Origin of the sequence: Mycobacterium sp. SMC-2, from assembly GCF_025263485.1 — a bacterium.
Taxonomy (GTDB): Bacteria; Actinomycetota; Actinomycetes; order Mycobacteriales; family Mycobacteriaceae; genus Mycobacterium.
This window is the reverse complement of record NZ_CP079863.1, coordinates 2,650,488-2,666,324: the sequence shown is the minus strand read 5'-3', so window position 1 is coordinate 2,666,324 and position 15,837 is coordinate 2,650,488. Positions and strand designations below refer to the sequence as shown.

Below are 15,837 nucleotides of genomic sequence, written 5' to 3'. Positions count from 1 at the left end.
CTACTGTTACCCCCATGAGTTCGGCGCAAGAGTACGACATGGTGGTCATCGGCTCGGGGCCCGGCGGGCAGAAGGCCGCCATCGCCTCGGCCAAGCTCGGCAAGTCGGTCGCGGTCGTCGAACGCGGTCAGATGCTCGGCGGCGTGTGCGTCCAGACCGGCACCATCCCCTCAAAGACCTTGCGCGAGGCCGTCCTTTACCTCACCGGGATGAATCAGCGCGAACTGTACGGCGCAAGCTACCGCGTCAAAGAGAAGATCACCCCGGCCGACCTGCTGGCCCGCACCCAGCATGTGATCGGCAAGGAGGTTGACGTGGTGCGCAACCAGTTGATGCGCAACCGCATCGACTTGCTGCTGGGCCACGGGCGGTTCGTCGACCCGCACACCATCGAGGTGGAAGACCCCTCCCGTCGCGAAAAGCTAACCGTCTCCGGCAAATACATCGTCATCGCCACCGGCACGCGGCCGGCGCGGCCGGCCGGCGTCGAGTTCGACGAGGACCGGGTGCTGGACTCCGACGGGATCCTCGACCTCAAATCGTTGCCGACCTCGATGGTGGTGGTCGGCGCCGGTGTGATCGGCATCGAGTACGCGTCGATGTTCGCCGCGCTGGGGACCAAGGTCACCGTCGTGGAGAAGCGGAGCGAGATGCTGGAGTTCTGTGACCCCGAGGTGGTGGAGGCCCTGAAATTCCACCTACGCGACCTGGCGGTGACGTTCCGGTTCGGCGAGGAGGTGACCGCGGTCGACGTCGGCTCGGCGGGCACCGTCACCACGTTGGCCAGTGGCAAGCAGATCCCCGCCGAGACGGTGATGTATTCGGCCGGGCGGCAAGGCCAGACCGACCACCTCGACCTGCAGAACGCCGAGCTCGAGGCCGACAACCGCGGGCGGATCTTCGTCGACGACTTCTTCCAGACCAAGGTCCCGCACATCTACGCCGTCGGCGACGTGATCGGCTTCCCCGCGCTGGCCGCGACCTCCATGGAACAGGGCCGGCTGGCCGCCTATCACGCCTTCGGAGAGCCCACCGACGTCATCACCGAAGTGCAGCCGATCGGCATCTACTCCATCCCGGAGATCTCCTACGTCGGGGCCACCGAGGTGGAGCTGACCAAGAACGCGATCCCCTACGAGGTCGGGGTGGCCAGGTACCGGGAACTCGCCCGCGGACAGATAGCCGGCGACTCCTACGGCATGCTCAAGCTGCTGGTGTCCACCGAGGATCGCAAGCTGCTCGGGGTGCACATCTTCGGCACCAGCGCCACCGAGATGGTGCACATCGGTCAGGCCGTGATGGGCTGCGGCGGCACCGTCGACTACCTGGTCGACGCGGTGTTCAACTATCCGACCTTCTCGGAGGCCTACAAGGTCGCCGCTCTGGATGTGACGAACAAGATGCGCGCGCTCAGCCAGTTCCGCCGCTAACAGCTGTCGTCGAGTTCGCCGGAAACCGCGTCGCCGGGTCCGCCCGCGTCGGCGCGGGCCAGCAACTGCGCGGTCTGCGCGTCGAACGGCGCGGAATACGACACGTCCGTGGCGCACCCGCCGCGTTCGAAACCGCCGATCACCCCGGTGAGCGTGGTGCCGCTGACCCAGGGTGCGCCGCTGGTGCCGTCCACCAGGCCCTCGCACGGAAACGAGGGGAACCCGCCCTCGGTCAACGACGTGCTGGCCTGGCACCCGATGGGCGCGCCGCCGACGCCGGCGGGATATCCCATCACAGTGACGTGACTACCGGGCGGGGGAGCCGTGCCCAGCGTCAGCGCCAGGCCGACGTGGGACTCGACCGTACCCCCGGCGTCGTTACTCAGCCGTGCGATCGCATAGTCGGCGTTGGGATCCTTGCTGGCGGTCCAGCGGGGGTCGAGGTAGACGGCGTCGGCCTTCCACACGTCGGCCGGGGCGGGCGGGGCGTCACCGGCGAAACCCGGCACAAAGGTGATCTTGGTGGCCCCGGCCAGGCAGTGCGCCGCGGTCATCATGAGGTTCCCACCCACCGAATGCACCACCGAACCCGTGCACACGTGCAGGGGCCCACCGTCGATGAAGATGGCGCCGACGCGCTTGTCCGGGTCCATCGGCCCCGCCACCGCGCTTGGCTGAGGCTGACCGAGCCGCTGGACCGGCGCGCTGCTCCGCGGAGGGGGCGCCGGCGGGGCCGACGCATGATCACCGGGCGGCCGTTTGCACGACGTCACCGACGTCGCCACGGCGACCACTAGGCACAGCATCAGGGTCGGCGCGCGCATCGGTTTCATCATGCCTGACACCTGGGCGGCAAGCAGATTGCGACGCGTCGCGCGCCTCCCGAGGCGTTCGCTTGCAGATTAAAACCCGAACTTCACACCGCTGTTTGATATTGGTGCCCCCTGATTCGGGGGACACTGGTAGGGCACCCTGGATGGACCCCTCGAGAGGAGGCGATCCCGATGGCTAGTCAGGACCCGCAGGAGCAGTACCACCAGCCGGGACAGGCCGGCATGTACGAGCTCGAGCGACCGGCGCCGCAGTTGTCGACGTCGGATGGCCGCGGCCCCGTGCTGGTGCACGCGTTGGAGGGCTTCTCGGATGCCGGCCACGCGATCCGGCTGGCCTCGTCGCATCTGAAGGCTGCTCTGGACACCGAGCTGGTCGCGTCCTTCGCCATCGACGAATTGCTGGACTACCGGTCGCGGCGGCCGCTCATGACCTTCAAAACCGATCACTTCACCAACTATGACGACCCGGAACTGAGCCTGTATGCGTTGCGCGACACCGTCGGCACCCCCTTCCTGCTGCTCGCCGGCATGGAACCGGATCTGAAGTGGGAGCGGTTCATCACCGCGGTACGCCTGCTGGCCGAGCGGCTGAACGTGCGCCAGACCATCGGCCTGGGCACCGTCCCGATGGCGGTTCCGCACACGCGGCCCATCACGATGACCGCGCACTCCAACAACCCCGAGTTGATCGCCGAGTTCACGCCGTGGATTTCCGAGATCCAGGTTCCCGGCAGCGCGTCGAATTTGTTGGAATACCGGATGGCCCAGCACGGCCACGAGGTCGTCGGTTACACCGTGCACGTGCCGCACTACCTGACGCAGACCGACTACCCGGCCGCCGCCGAGGCGTTGCTCGCGCAAGTGGCCAAGACCGCGTCGCTCGAGCTGCCGCTGACGGCGTTGACCGAAGCGGCGGCGATTATCCGCACCAAGATCGACGAGCAGGTCGAGGCGAGCGCGGAGGTTGCTCAAGTGGTGACCGCGCTCGAGCGCCAGTACGATGCCTTCATCGACGCTCAGGAGAACAGGTCGTTACTGACTCGCGACGAGGACCTGCCTAGCGGCGACGAGCTTGGCGCCGAGTTTGAACGATTCCTCGCCCAAGAGGCGGAGAAGAAGCGCGACGACGGCGACCAGGTCTGACCTTTCCGCCCGGCCTCGGCCCGGCCCGACACCGAGGTGCGAGATGACCGAGCGGAAGCGCAAGAGCACTCTCCGCCCGGTGCGCGAGGTGGCCGCACCCCGCCTGGAGTTCCGCACCATCCACGGCTACCGCCGGGCCTACCGAATCGCCGGTGACGGGCCGGCGATCCTGCTGGTCCACGGGATCGGCGACAACTCCACCACCTGGAATACCGTGCAGGCCAAGCTCGCTCAGCGGTTCACGGTCATCGCCCCGGACCTGCTGGGCCACGGCCGATCCGACAAACCGCGCGCCGACTACTCGGTCGCCGCCTACGCGAACGGGATGCGCGACCTGCTCAGCGTGCTCGACATCGAGCGGGTGACGGTGGTCGGTCATTCCCTGGGCGGCGGCGTGGCCATGCAATTCGCCTACCAGTTCCCGCATTTGGTCGAGCGGCTGATCCTGGTCGCGGCCGGCGGCGTCACCAAGGACGTCAACGTCGCGCTCCGGCTGGCCTCGTTGCCGATGGGCAGCGAGGCCCTGGCCTTGCTGCGGCTCCCCCTCGTACTGCCGGCGGTTCAGCTGGCGGGACGGATAGCGGGCCTGGCGATCGGATCGACCGGCCTGGGCCGCGACCTGCCCAACGTCTTGCGGATCCTTGATGACCTGCCGGAGCCGACGGCCTCGGCGGCTTTCAGCCGGACCCTGCGGGCGGTGGTGGACTGGCGCGGGCAGATCGTCACCATGCTCGATCGGTGCTATCTGACCCAAGCCATCCCGGTACAGATCGTCTGGGGCACCAAGGATGTGGTCGTCCCGGTCCGCCACGCGTGGATGGCGCACGCCGCGATGCCCGGGTCCCGCCTCGAAATCTTCGAAGGCTCCGGCCACTTCCCCTTCCACGACGACCCAGTCCGCTTCATCGACGTCGTCGAACGCTTCATCGATACCACCGCGCCCGCCGAACACGATCAGGCCGCCCTGCGCGCGCTGCTGCGCAGCGGCGGCGGCGAAAAGGCCGTCAGCGGCCCCGCGCCCACCCGCGTCGCCGTGCTGAACGCCATGGGCTCCGACGAACGCAGCGCTACCTGACCAAAATTCATTCGCTGCCGGTCCGTGCGGCGTCGTACAGTCGGGCCATGGGTATAGACGTGGCGGTGTTGCGGGTGTTCACCGACCAGAACGGCAATTTCGGTAACTTGCTCGGTGTGGTCGACGCCAGCCGGGTGGAACCCGCGCGCCGCCAACGGCTGGCAGCCCAACTAGGTTACAGCGAAACGGTATTCGTCGAGCTTCCCGCCGCCGGCGGGTCCACCGCGCGCGCCACCATCTACACACCGCAAACCCAGCTTCCCTTCGCCGGGCATCCGACCGTCGGCGCATCGTGGTGGTTGCGCGAGAACGGTACGCCGATCAAGACGCTGCAGGTGCCGGCCGGCCTCGTGCAGGTGAGCTACACCGGCGACCGCACCCGCATCAGCGCTCGCTGCGAATGGGCGCCCGAGGTAGCCCTGCACGAATTCGGTTCAGCCGTTGACCTTCTCGCGGCCGACCCGGGCGATTTTCCCGACGACACGGCGCACTACCTGTGGGCCTGGACCGACCGGTCCGGCGGATCGCTGCGCGCCCGCATGTTCGCCGCCAACCTCGGTGTGCCGGAAGACGAAGCGACCGGCTCGGCCGCGATGCGAATCACCGACTACCTCAGCCGCGACCTGCACATCACCCAGGGCAAGGGATCGATCATCGAGACGACGTGGAACGCCGAGGGCTGGGTGGGGGTGTCCGGCCGCGTCGTCAATGACGGTGTGACGCACCTGGACTGAACCCCGGCGCCGGCTCAGCGCTGTCGACGCAGCACCGCGGCGAGGTGGTGTTGCAAGGGCTGCCCGACCGCGCCCATCCGCACCGAATACGACAGCTCGTCACCGTCGATGCGGAAGGAACGGCCAAGGGCGTTCACCTCTTTGGCGGTCGGGGTCAGCCCAACCTCCGTGGTGGACATTTCGATCTCGATCACATCGCCGTTGACCGTGTACGTGCCCACCTCGATTTCGGTGATGCCGCTCGGGTGGGCCAGAACCAGTTCGACGTGGCCGGGCTGCGGCACCCGGAGGTATCCGGTCTCGGCGTGCAACGGTTTGCCGTCGGCCGGCGCCTTGGTCTTTTGCGAGTACGCCAGGAACGGCTTGCCGACGTGGGAGAAGACCACTTCTTCGAGATAGTCGAAGGGCTGGATCGTCGGGTATTCACCCGCGCCCTGGCCGACCCACGTGCCGAGAAGTGGTGCCAGGGCGTCGAGATCGGGATGCAAGTCGGTGGGCATGAAACGAGACTAGCCCCGGCGAGGTGCGGCGAGCCGGGCCGTCAGCTCGGTGTGGTGACCTGGCGGTGTTCGCGCAGCGCCTGGATCTCGCGCTCGAAATCCTCCGCGGATTCGAAGGATCGGTACACCGACGCGAACCGCAGGTACGCCACTTCGTCGAGGTCGCGCAGCGGGCCGAGGATGGCGAGGCCGACCTCATGACTGGCGACCTCTGGCGAACCCGCGGCACGCACGGCGTCCTCGACCTGCTGGGCCAGCAGGTTCAGCGCATCGTCGTCCACCTGGCGGCCCTGACAGGCCCGGCGCACACCGCTGATGACCTTTTCCCTGCTGAACGGTTCGGTGACGCCGCTGCGTTTGACCACGGCCAGCACGGCGGTCTCCACCGTGGTGAACCGCCGTCCGCACTCGGGGCACGACCGGCGGCGCCGAATGGCCTGCCCTTCATCGGTTTCCCTCGAGTCGATCACCCGGGAATCGGGATGGCGACAGAACGGGCAATGCATGACCGCTCCTTCGCCGTGCCAACAACCAGGTACCGCAGCACTTCGAGCGTACCCGCGCGCCCACCCGCCCGGGTAATGCGGACGCGAAGCGTCGGAGCCCGCCAAGCTGAGGTCCAGGGCTGTTAGCGGCGCGGTCGTCAGCCGACCGGGGCGATCAGCGTCTGGCCCGCCACCAGGGCCGGCGAGTTGATGTCGTTGAGTTCGCGGATGCGGTCGGCGACCTGGCGGGCCGGCGCGTCGGGGGCCACCCGGTGCGCGACGTCTTGCAGTGACTCCCCCGCCTCTACGCGCACGACGGCCAATTTGTCGGGCACATGAGCGGCCGAACTCCCGGAGTCGCCGTTGAGCACCTGACCGACGTTGCCGACGAGGCCCAGCCACAGGGTGATCGCGCCGGCGGCCAGCGCGAGCCAGATGGTGGTCGCCACCGTGACGGGGCGCCTGCGGTGAGGCGCGCCGGACATCGCGACGCCGGTGCCGTGGTAGCGCGTGGGCGCTCCAGCCGGCCGCGGCGGACCGGGCCGGCGGGAACAGGCCAGCCCGTCCCGGCCGTAACGAATCCCCTGGACCGGCCCGTTGACCGGGCGCCGAAGGCTGCCGGTGCGCGGCGCCAACATGTGGATGGTTGTCATCTGCGTTCCTCCGGTCAACTCGATTCGCTCAGCTGTTCGACTGTATCGCTCGTGTGTTCGAAATCCGAACATGTGAGCGAAGCGTGTCGCACGAGTCGAACGCTAGACCACGCCACCGACAAGTTCGTGGTCGCCAGGGTTGACATGCGGCTGAAATACCCGATCCGCCGAAGAGTTACACCTTTGTGATTAACGGGGTCGGCGTGCGGTTTCGCGGATAGCGCGGCAACACGACACGCTAGTCGAACACATGTTTGATTCTTGGGCCCGGTGGGGTTACATTCAGTGCCATGAGCGACAGCAAGGACACCTCATCGGCCGGCGCGGACGGTCGGCTGCACGCCGTGGATTCATCGCTGACCGAACGGCAGCGCACCATTCTGAACGTCATTCGCGCGTCTGTTACCAGCCGCGGCTACCCGCCGAGCATCCGGGAGATCGGTGACGCCGTCGGTCTGACGTCGACATCGTCGGTGGCTCATCAGCTGCGCACCCTCGAGCGCAAGGGATACCTGCGTCGCGACCCGAACCGCCCCCGGGCGGTTGATGTCCGCGGCGCCGATGACGGGGTGGCCGCACCGGCCACCGAAGTCGCCGGCTCGGACGCCCTGCCGGAGCCGACGTTCGTACCCGTCCTCGGGCGCATCGCGGCCGGTGGACCCATCCTGGCCGAGGAGGCCGTCGAGGACGTGTTTCCGCTGCCGCGCGAATTGGTCGGCGAGGGCACGCTGTTCCTGCTCAAGGTCGTCGGTGACTCCATGATCGAGGCGGCGATCTGCGACGGCGACTGGGTGGTGGTGCGACAGCAGAACGTCGCCGACAACGGCGACATCGTCGCGGCCATGCTCGACGGCGAAGCCACCGTGAAGACGTTCAAGCGCGCGGGCGGTCAGGTGTGGCTGATGCCGCACAACCCGGCGTTCGATCCCATTCCCGGCAATGAGGCGACCGTGCTCGGCAAGGTCGTCACGGTGATCCGCAAGGTCTAGCCCCGACGGGGTCAGTCCGCCTTGACGAAGCCGTTGGCCTGCGCCACTTCTTCGCTGGACAGCCAGATTTCGGCGAGCGTGTCGTGGTAGAGCTCGCTGCCCGGCGTGTAGTACAGCCCGAAGCGGGCGTTCGCCTTGATCGGGTATCCGTCGGGCACCTGGTAGGGGTCGTCGAGCGGCAGGTGGATGGTCGGGCGCCCGGGCGGGCCGGCCCCCGCGCCGTTGGCCTCGTCATCCGCGGCCGCGTGCCGCCCGCCGCGCTGCTGGGTTGCGGCGGCCGCCTCGGGCGCGATCACTTCCGGCGCGGGGGCCTCGGCCTCGGCAACGTCCGCGGAGACGTGCGGTGCGGCAACATCCGGATGTTCGGGCTCGGGGCCGCCGTCGCCGGACTCGGCTTCCGGAGGCATGTGCGGCACCGCGACGTCGAGGTATTCGGCCTCCACGTAGTCGTCCTCCGCGCGCTCTGCTTCGCGGGCGGCGTCGTGCGTCTCATCGGCATACTCGACTTCGGCATATTCGGCTTCGGCGTATTCGGCTTCGGCGTATTCCGGTTCGGCGTATTCGGCTTCCGCGTACTCCGGTTCGGCGTATTCGGCTTCGGGGTAGCCCGCCTCCGACATGTCCGCCGGCGAGACCACGGAGAAGGAGTCGGTGTCCACCGCGTCGGGGTTCTCGTCGACCCCGAGTTGGCCCTCGTCCGCGCCGCCCCGGCTCCAGCTGACCCGACCGGGGGCGTGGGCGTCGGCCGCTTCCGGCTGACGGCCGAACTGCTCGGTGGTGACGTCGTCGTGTCCCCAGTGCTGGTCACCCGCGGCGGCGTAACCGACATCGAGGTCGCCGTACGGCTCGTAGGCGCTGCCTGCGCGCGCGGCGCGACGCCGGCGCCAACCGAAGGCCACCAACCCCGCCAAGACGAGCAGCACCAGCACAGGAACGCCGGCCAGCAACCACCACCACTGCCACGTGAAGTTCTTGGGATGTTCGGGCATTGCCGAGCTGCTCGGCTGGTTCTGCCCCGACACCTGCAGGCCGGACAGCAGCGGCGCCAGATTGGCCGGGTCCGTGCTGAACGTGTTCTTCGCCCGGTTCCACGAGATCTTGCCGCCGGCGAACTGCTGGGAGACCACGTCGCCGTCCATGGCCTGGTCCCCGACGGGCGCGCCCAGCTTGCCGGCCGGGCCGCGGAGCTTGTCCCACGCCGCCTTCATGGCCCCGCGCACCACGAACGCGCCGCGCTCGGAAGTCCAGAAGATCACCGGCTTATCGGCGCCCGAGAAGGTGACGACGCGGCTGGACGGGATGCCGCCGTCGGACTCGTTTGAAGTGGGGAAACCCAGGTCGCCGGCCGGTCCGCCCAGTGACTCGTACTTGGCCAGGATGTTGTTCTCGATCGCGTTCGCACCGGTGGCCGGGCTGAAATACACCTTGCCGTTGGCGAAGTCCTGGACGATGCCGTCGCCGACGGGATGTTGCGCGCCCTTCTTGACCCCCAACGGGCCGTTCGGACCGCCGGCCGCGCGCCAGGCCATGTTGATCGCCGCAGTGGGATCGATCGCCACCTGCAGCCCCTTCAGCTGGTCGGCCAAAGCCGTTGGCTCGGTGGTGAACTGCTTCGTCTGCCTGTTCCAGGAGACCTGGCCGCCGCTGAACTTCTGGGCCGACACCTCGCCGTTGTACGTTTCGTCGCCGACCGGAACCCCGAGCACGCCGCCGGAACTGCCGAGCTTGTCCCAGGCGGCGTTGATCGCACCGCGCACCACGAACGCGCCGTGGTCGGGCGTCCAGAAGATCACCGGCTTGTCGCTGGCCGAGAAGGTGGCCACGCGGCTGTCGGGCCCCGCGAGGCCGGGCACCTCATTGATGGCGGGAAAGCCCAAATCACTGCCGGCGGGCCCACCCAGCATCTCGTATTTGTCCAGGATCGGTCCGTAGACGAATTTGGCGCCGGTCGCCGGCGTGAAGAACATCTTGCCGCCGTCGAAGTCCAGCGCGAAGCCGTCGCCGGCGGGGTACACATCGCCCTTGCGGGCGCCCAGGGGCGAACCGTCTCCGCCGGCCGCCTCCCACGCCGCCATCATGGCCGCCTCGGCGTCGCCGATGGGAGACGCCGCCGCCGGGGGCGCCAGCAAGCCGGCGGCTACCGCTGTGGCGGCCAAGCTGACCAGTGCGCTCCCGACCAGCCTGCGCATGTGACCTCTCTGCCCGTTCACCAAGCCTCCCAGCCGGCGGCTATGCCCCCTATCAGCGGCTATGCCCGTACCCGTGCAGCCGGTGAGCGGGCCGTAGTCCGACCGCGGGGAAACAACACCGTCCCGATCCCGATTATCGCCGGGCTCGCACAACTTTCCCCCAGCCAACAAAGAATACGAAGTCAAATCACGAAAAGTGCAAAAACGGATACCACGTCGATGTCGAAATGATGCCGAGCCACGCTCAAATCGCGACCACCCGCCACGTCGCTCGCGCGTAATGGCGCCCGAACCCGGCGCCCGCCTGCGCAATAGGGCGCGAGTGCCGTCGCGCGTAATGATTCCGCGCCCGCAGGTGTAGCCGAACTTGCCCGGCTGTTCAGCGGCGTCGCGCTTTTCGGCTTGACCGTGCGCCATTGCGCGGTCGACGTACCCAAAACACATGCGCCGACCGTACGTGACGCCATTAACGGTTCAGCGATCTACCCGAAAAAAACGGCCGCATGTCGGGCATTGATCCCGTTTTGCGTCACCGCGCGATTGGCCGCCCAGATCGACCAACGGCGTTGGGGGCTAGACGCCCAGGCTGCGGCCGATGATTTCCTTCATGATCTCGGTCGTGCCGCCGTAAATGGTCTGCACCCGCGCGTCGAGATAGGCGCGGGCAACGGGGTATTCGCGCATGTACCCGTAGCCGCCGTGCAGTTGCAGGCAACGGTCGATCAGATGGACCTGCTTTTCGGTGGAGTACCACTTGGCCATCGCCGCTTGCTCGGCCGTCAGCTTCTTGTCCAGGTGCAGCCGGATGAATTCGTCGACCATCATGCGCACCACGGTGGCCTCGGTCGCCAGCTCGGCGAGCACGAAGCGGCTGTTCTGGAAGCTGCCGATCGGCTTGTTAAATGCCTTGCGCTCCTTGGTGTATTGCAGCGTCTGCTCCAACACCTGCTCCATCGCCGCGGCCGCCATGATGGCGATCGAAATCCGTTCCTGCGGCAGGTTCTGCATCAGATAGATGAACCCCATGCCCTCCTGCCCCAGCAGGTTTTCGGCGGGAACCTTGACGTCGGTGAACGACAACTCGGCGGTGTCCTGCGCGTCCAGCCCGATCTTGTCCAGGTGGCGACCGCGTTCGAAGCCCTCCATGCCGCGTTCGACGGCGAGCAACGAAAAGCCCTGCGCGCCTTTGTCCGGATCGGTCTGCGCCACCACGATCACCAAGTCGGAGTTGATTCCGTTGGTGATGAACGTCTTTGCGCCGTTGAGCACGTAGTGGTCGCCGTGGGCGACCGCGCGGGTCTTGATGCCTTGCAAGTCGCTGCCGGTTCCCGGCTCGGTCATTGCGATCGCCGTGATGAGCTCGCCGGTGCAGAACTTGGGCAGCCAGCGCTGCTTCTGCTCTTCGGTGGCCAGGGCCAGCAGGTAGGGTGCCACGATGTCGTTGTGCAGCCCGAAGCCGATCCCGCTGTAGCGACCGGCGGTGGTCTCCTCGGTGATGATGGTGTTGTACCGGAAGTCGGGGTTGCCCCCACCGCCGTATTCCTCGGGCACCGCCATGCCGAGGAAGCCCTGCTTGCCGGCCTCGAGCCACACGCCGCGGTCGACGATCTTCGCTTTCTCCCACTCGTCGTGGTAGGGCGCGACATGGCGATCGAGGAAGGCGCGGTAGGACTCACGGAACAGGTCGTGCTCCGGTTCGAAAAGAGTGCGCTGATACTTGACGGCACTGCCCATGGGATGACCTCCGGCGGCTGGAAACTCTGTCGCCCAACATATACCAACCAGACGGTTGGTCGGCAGCGGCCGGGGTCGCCCGGGAGATCAGTCGGCGGAGAACTCTTGCAGGCGCCCGGCCAGCGCCGCCGGAACCCGGGCCTTGATCCGGGTGCCGTCGGGCTTGTGCTCCTGGTGCTGCACGCGCCCGTCGGCGTGCAGCCGGGCCACCAGGTCGCCGCGGTGGTACGGAATCACCACGTCCACGGCCGCATCGGCGGCAACGGCCAGCTCGCCCATCCGGCAACGCAGGGCGTCGATACCTTCGCCCGTTCTCGCCGAGACGAACACCGCCCCGGGCAGCGCGTGCCGAAGCTTCGCCAGCGTCAGCGCGCTCGCGGCGTCCACCTTGTTCACCACCACCAGCTCGCGCGGCGGGTCACCATGATGGTCGGCGACGACGTCGGTGATCACCTCGCGCACCGCATTGATCTGGGCGAGTGGGTTGGCGTCGGAGCCGTCGACCACGTGCAGCAACAGGTCGGCGTCGACGACCTCCTCCAGCGTGGAGCGGAACGCCTCGACCAGTTGGGTGGGCAGGTGCCGGACGAACCCGACCGTGTCGGTGAGCACCAGCGGGCGACCATCGGTGAACTCGGCGCGGCGGGTGGTGGGCTCCAGCGTCGCGAACAACGCATCCTGCACCAGCACCCCCGCCCCGGTCAGCGCGTTGAGCAGGCTCGACTTGCCGGCGTTGGTGTAGCCGACGATGGCGACCGACGGCACGTCGCTCTGCCGGCGGCGGCTGCGCTGGGTGTCGCGGACCTGCTTCATGTCCTTGATCTCGCGCCGCAGCTTGGCCATGCGTTCACGGATGCGGCGGCGGTCGGTCTCGATCTTGGTTTCACCCGGACCGCGCAGGCCCACGCCTCCCCCGCTGCCGCCGGCACGGCCACCGGCCTGCCGGGACATCGACTCACCCCAGCCGCGCAGCCGCGGCAGCATGTACTCCATCTGGGCCAGCGATACCTGCGCCTTGCCCTCCCGGCTGGTCGCGTGCTGGGCGAAGATGTCCAGAATCAGCGCGGTGCGGTCGATGACCTTCACCTTCACTGCCTTTTCCAGGGCGGTCAGCTGCGCCGGGGACAGTTCACCGTCGCAGATCACGGTGTCGGCGCCGGTCGCCAGCACCACTTCGCGCAGCTCCTGGGCCTTGCCCGAGCCGATGTAGGTGGACGGGTCGGGCTTGTCGCGGCGCTGGATGAGCGCTTCGAGCACCTGGGAGCCGGCGGTCTCGGCCAGGGCGGCCAGCTCGGCCATGCTGGCCTCGCTGTCGGCGGCGGTGCCGTCGGTCCACACGCCGACCAGGACGACGCGTTCCAGCCGCAGCTGGCGGTACTCGACCTCGGATACGTCGGCGAGCTCGGTGGACAGCCCGGCGACGCGGCGCAGCGCCGACCGGTCTTCCAGGGCGAGTTCGCCGGTGCTCGGTTCCGGCACAGCGTGATTAGAGAATTCGGGATGTGTCATAGGCAATCAAAGATGATGCACGGCGAATCGGCGTCGTGCATTCGAATTAACGCTGCTGCGCGTCCCACCATTCCCCGCTGACCTCCCCGTGCGCCACCAATACCGACGGTCCCCTCAAGTAGCTGGTGGCGTCGGTGATGGTGACGACGACGTCGCCGCCCGGCACCCGCACCACGAGCGTTCCGGTGTCCGCACCGGCGCCGGCCAGCGCGGCCACCGTCGCCGCGACCGTGCCGGTGCCGCACGAGCGGGTCTCGCCCACGCCCCGCTCGTGCACCCGCATCCGCACCGCGCCGTCGGCCGGCGCTGTGAGCACTTCGACGTTGACGCCCTCCGGGAACTGGGCGGGGTCGAAGCTCACCGGCGCCGCCACGTCCAGCGCGGCCAGCTCCTCGGCGGTCAGCGCGGGATCCACGCAGGCCAAGTGGGGATTGCCCACGTCGACCGCCAGGCCGGAAAACCGCCGGCCGCCGATGACGGCGCTCCCCGGGCCGAGCGTGTTGGCCTTCCCCATGTCGACGCTGATGTCGGCGTGCGTCGCGTCGGCGCGGTGCACGGTGATCGGCCGGGGGCCGGCCGGCGACCCGATCACGAATTCGTCGCGTGCCTCCAGGCCGCTGGCCCGCAGGTAATGCGCGAACACCCGGGCGCCGTTGCCGCACATCTGGGCGACGGAACCGTCGGCGTTGCGGTAGTCCATGTACCAATCGGCTGAGGCCACGCCGTCGGGCAGGCGGTCGAGCACGCCGGCCGACAGGGCGGCACCGGCGGTGGTGACCCGCAGCACCCCGTCGGCGCCCAATCCGCGCCGCCGGTCGCACAGGGCCGCCACCCGGGCGGCGGTGAGGTCGAGCGTGGCCTGCGCGTCCGGCAGCACCACGAAGTCGTTCTCCGTGCCGTGGCCCTTCGCGAAAATCACCTGCTCAGGATACGTGGCCCCAGGCTCGCAGCGCGTCGTCGACGAGCCGGGTGCCATCGGCCGCGTCCAGCCAGTGGATCCGGTGGTCGCGGCGGAACCAGGACCGCTGCCGTCGCACGTAGCGTCGGGTGCCCACGTACGTCTGTTCCCGCGCGTCGCGCAGTCGATCCGCGCCGCCTCCGGCGTCGAGCGCCTCGATCACCTGGGCGTAGCCCAGGGCGCGCGACGCGGTGACCCCGTCGCGCAGGCCCGCGCCCAGGAGCGCGTTCACCTCGTCGACCAGGCCCTGGTCGAACATGGCGTCGGTGCGCCGGGCCAGTCGCTCGTCGAGAACCGTTGTCTCGCAATCCAATCCAACGATGCCGGTGTCCCACCTCGGGGGGCCGATGCGTGGCGCGGACGCCGCGAACGGCTGCCCGGTCAACTCGACCACTTCGAGCGCCCGCACGGTGCGCCGCGCGTCGGTGGGCAGGATGGCCGCCGCGGCGGCGGGGTCGCGACGGGCCAGCTCGGCGTGCAGGACGCCCACCCCGACCTCGGCCAGCCGCCGTTCCCAGCGCGCCCGCACGGCGGGATCGGTCGCGGGGAACGACCAGTCGTCGAGCAGGGATTGGATGTAGAGCATCGAGCCGCCGACGATGATGGGCACGGCGCCTCGGGCCGCGATCGCTTCGATGTCCGCGGTCGCGGCGCGCTGATAGCGGGCGACCGTCGCGGTCTCGGTGACGTCCAGGACGTCGAGCTGGCGATGCGGGATGCCGCGGCGTTGATCGACGGGAAGTTTGGCGGTGCCGATGTCCATTCCGCGGTAGAGCTGCATCGCGTCGGCGTTGACGATCTCCGCAGCGGTGTCGAGCCGTTCGGCGACGTCGAGCGCCAGCTGCGACTTGCCCGTTCCCGTCGGGCCGATGATGGCCAGTGGTCGCACGGCCGCCTCAGAGCTGCCAGGCGCCGGCGAAGTAGCCCACGCCATAGGGCGCACCCCGGTACAACTCCTTGGCCGACCGCGGTCCCGGTTCGGCCAGGCCGGCCAGCACCTGGAAGGCGACCCGTCCCAGGATCTGCCGCGGCAGCCCGGTCAGGGCGGCGACGTCGCCGGTGGCCAGCGCGTCGTCGAGGGCCTGCTGCGCTTCGGCGTTGCATGGGTCGTATCCGCCGGGTGCGGCCGGTGTCAGGGTGTTCGCGCCGTCGGCCACCACCAGCACCCCGACCGGCTCCGGTGACCGGTCGAGCTCGGCGCGCAAGCGGCGGCCGCGGGCCACCGCGGTCCCGGCGTCATGGTCGGTTGAGTAGGTGCGGGCCTGCGCGGTCGCTTCGGGCCGGACCTGGCCCCGGACCCAGGCGGCCAGCAACGCGCACACGGGCAGGTCGGCAGGCGGCCCGCAGTCAGCCCCCGGCGAAAGCCGAACCCGGACGTCCGCGCCGAAACCCGCGAATGTGCCGGAGGCGTCCGGGCCGAACACGTCGTCGCGTCCCGCCGGCCCGATGGCGATCCAGCGGGTGGGCAGCATGGCGGCCGCCGCCAGCACCGCGGCCACCAGGTCGGTCACCTCCGCGGTGGCCGCCCCGGCGAGCTCGGGCACCAGCAGCGGCGCCGAGGGAACGATCGCAATGCCGCTGAGCACGCCACCAAACTAACGGCTC

15 protein-coding genes are annotated in these 15,837 nt (G+C 68.7%); 5 read left to right on the top strand and 10 right to left on the bottom strand.

All coding sequences use genetic code 11. The annotated features are described in order from the left end of the window. Positions 1-14: 14 nt before the first annotated feature. Positions 15-1,430 carry a Si-specific NAD(P)(+) transhydrogenase gene (gene sthA / locus KXD96_RS12680; protein WP_260744879.1) on the top strand — a complete coding sequence of 472 codons (1,416 nt, stop codon included), beginning with the start codon at positions 15-17 and terminating at the stop codon, positions 1,428-1,430. Here the strand turns inward: sthA and KXD96_RS12675 are convergent. Further along, entirely contained in the window at positions 1,427-2,266 is an 840-nt protein-coding gene (locus KXD96_RS12675; RefSeq protein WP_260744878.1) for a serine protease, read from the bottom strand. The genes sthA and KXD96_RS12675 overlap by 4 nt on opposite strands. Positions 2,267-2,434: 168 nt before the next feature. Here KXD96_RS12675 and KXD96_RS12670 point away from each other — a divergent pair, with 168 nt between their 5' ends. Genes KXD96_RS12670 through KXD96_RS12660 form a run of 3 tightly spaced genes read left to right on the top strand, consistent with a single transcriptional unit; the run spans position 2,435 to position 5,215 of the window. Beyond that, positions 2,435-3,406, top strand: a complete 972-nt coding sequence (locus KXD96_RS12670; protein ID WP_260744877.1) for a proteasome assembly chaperone family protein — start codon at positions 2,435-2,437, stop codon at positions 3,404-3,406. A 43-nt stretch (positions 3,407-3,449) separates the two neighbouring features. Continuing rightward, complete coding sequence (locus tag KXD96_RS12665; RefSeq protein ID WP_260744876.1) at positions 3,450-4,481, top strand: alpha/beta fold hydrolase; 1,032 nt, start codon at positions 3,450-3,452, stop codon at positions 4,479-4,481. A 47-nt stretch (positions 4,482-4,528) separates the two neighbouring features. Then, positions 4,529-5,215, top strand: a complete 687-nt coding sequence (locus tag KXD96_RS12660) for a PhzF family phenazine biosynthesis protein (RefSeq protein WP_260744875.1) — start codon at positions 4,529-4,531, stop codon at positions 5,213-5,215. A 14-nt stretch (positions 5,216-5,229) separates the two neighbouring features. Here the strand turns inward: KXD96_RS12660 and KXD96_RS12655 are convergent, their stop codons facing one another. The 3 genes from KXD96_RS12655 to KXD96_RS12645 all read right to left on the bottom strand — a co-directional run bounded on the left by KXD96_RS12655 (position 5,230) and on the right by KXD96_RS12645 (position 6,853). Next, positions 5,230-5,715 carry a peroxynitrite isomerase gene (locus KXD96_RS12655; RefSeq protein ID WP_260744874.1) on the bottom strand — a complete coding sequence of 162 codons (486 nt, stop codon included), beginning with the start codon at positions 5,713-5,715 and terminating at the stop codon, positions 5,230-5,232. 41 nt (positions 5,716-5,756) lie between these two features. Then, entirely contained in the window at positions 5,757-6,221 is a 465-nt protein-coding gene (gene nrdR, locus KXD96_RS12650) for a transcriptional regulator NrdR (RefSeq protein WP_260744873.1), read from the bottom strand. A 137-nt stretch (positions 6,222-6,358) separates the two neighbouring features. Further along, entirely contained in the window at positions 6,359-6,853 is a 495-nt protein-coding gene (locus KXD96_RS12645) for a LysM peptidoglycan-binding domain-containing protein (RefSeq protein ID WP_260744872.1), read from the bottom strand. 290 nt (positions 6,854-7,143) lie between these two features. On the opposite strand from KXD96_RS12645, the gene lexA reads away from it, so the two are divergent. Further along, positions 7,144-7,842: a transcriptional repressor LexA gene (gene lexA, locus KXD96_RS12640; protein ID WP_260744871.1), complete on the top strand. Its 699-nt coding sequence runs from the start codon at positions 7,144-7,146 to the stop codon at positions 7,840-7,842. A gap of 11 nt (positions 7,843-7,853) precedes the next feature. Here the strand turns inward: lexA and KXD96_RS12635 are convergent, their stop codons facing one another. The 6 genes from KXD96_RS12635 to KXD96_RS12610 form a co-directional block, all read right to left on the bottom strand. Then, a complete protein-coding gene (locus KXD96_RS12635) occupies positions 7,854-10,031 on the bottom strand; it encodes an LGFP repeat-containing protein (RefSeq protein WP_260744870.1) in 2,178 nt (725 codons plus the stop codon). A gap of 573 nt (positions 10,032-10,604) precedes the next feature. Beyond that, positions 10,605-11,765 carry an acyl-CoA dehydrogenase family protein gene (locus KXD96_RS12630; protein ID WP_260744869.1) on the bottom strand — a complete coding sequence of 387 codons (1,161 nt, stop codon included), beginning with the start codon at positions 11,763-11,765 and terminating at the stop codon, positions 10,605-10,607. 87 nt (positions 11,766-11,852) lie between these two features. After that, positions 11,853-13,274 (bottom strand): GTPase HflX, encoded by a 1,422-nt coding sequence (gene hflX, locus KXD96_RS12625; protein WP_260744868.1) that lies wholly within the window; start codon positions 13,272-13,274, stop codon positions 11,853-11,855. A gap of 46 nt (positions 13,275-13,320) precedes the next feature. After that, positions 13,321-14,193 carry a diaminopimelate epimerase gene (dapF, locus tag KXD96_RS12620; RefSeq protein WP_260744867.1) on the bottom strand — a complete coding sequence of 291 codons (873 nt, stop codon included), beginning with the start codon at positions 14,191-14,193 and terminating at the stop codon, positions 13,321-13,323. A 4-nt stretch (positions 14,194-14,197) separates the two neighbouring features. Then, positions 14,198-15,121 carry a tRNA (adenosine(37)-N6)-dimethylallyltransferase MiaA gene (gene miaA, locus KXD96_RS12615; RefSeq protein ID WP_260744866.1) on the bottom strand — a complete coding sequence of 308 codons (924 nt, stop codon included), beginning with the start codon at positions 15,119-15,121 and terminating at the stop codon, positions 14,198-14,200. A 7-nt stretch (positions 15,122-15,128) separates the two neighbouring features. Further along, positions 15,129-15,818, bottom strand: a complete 690-nt coding sequence (locus KXD96_RS12610) for a hypothetical protein (protein ID WP_260744865.1) — start codon at positions 15,816-15,818, stop codon at positions 15,129-15,131. Positions 15,819-15,837 lie beyond the last annotated feature (19 nt).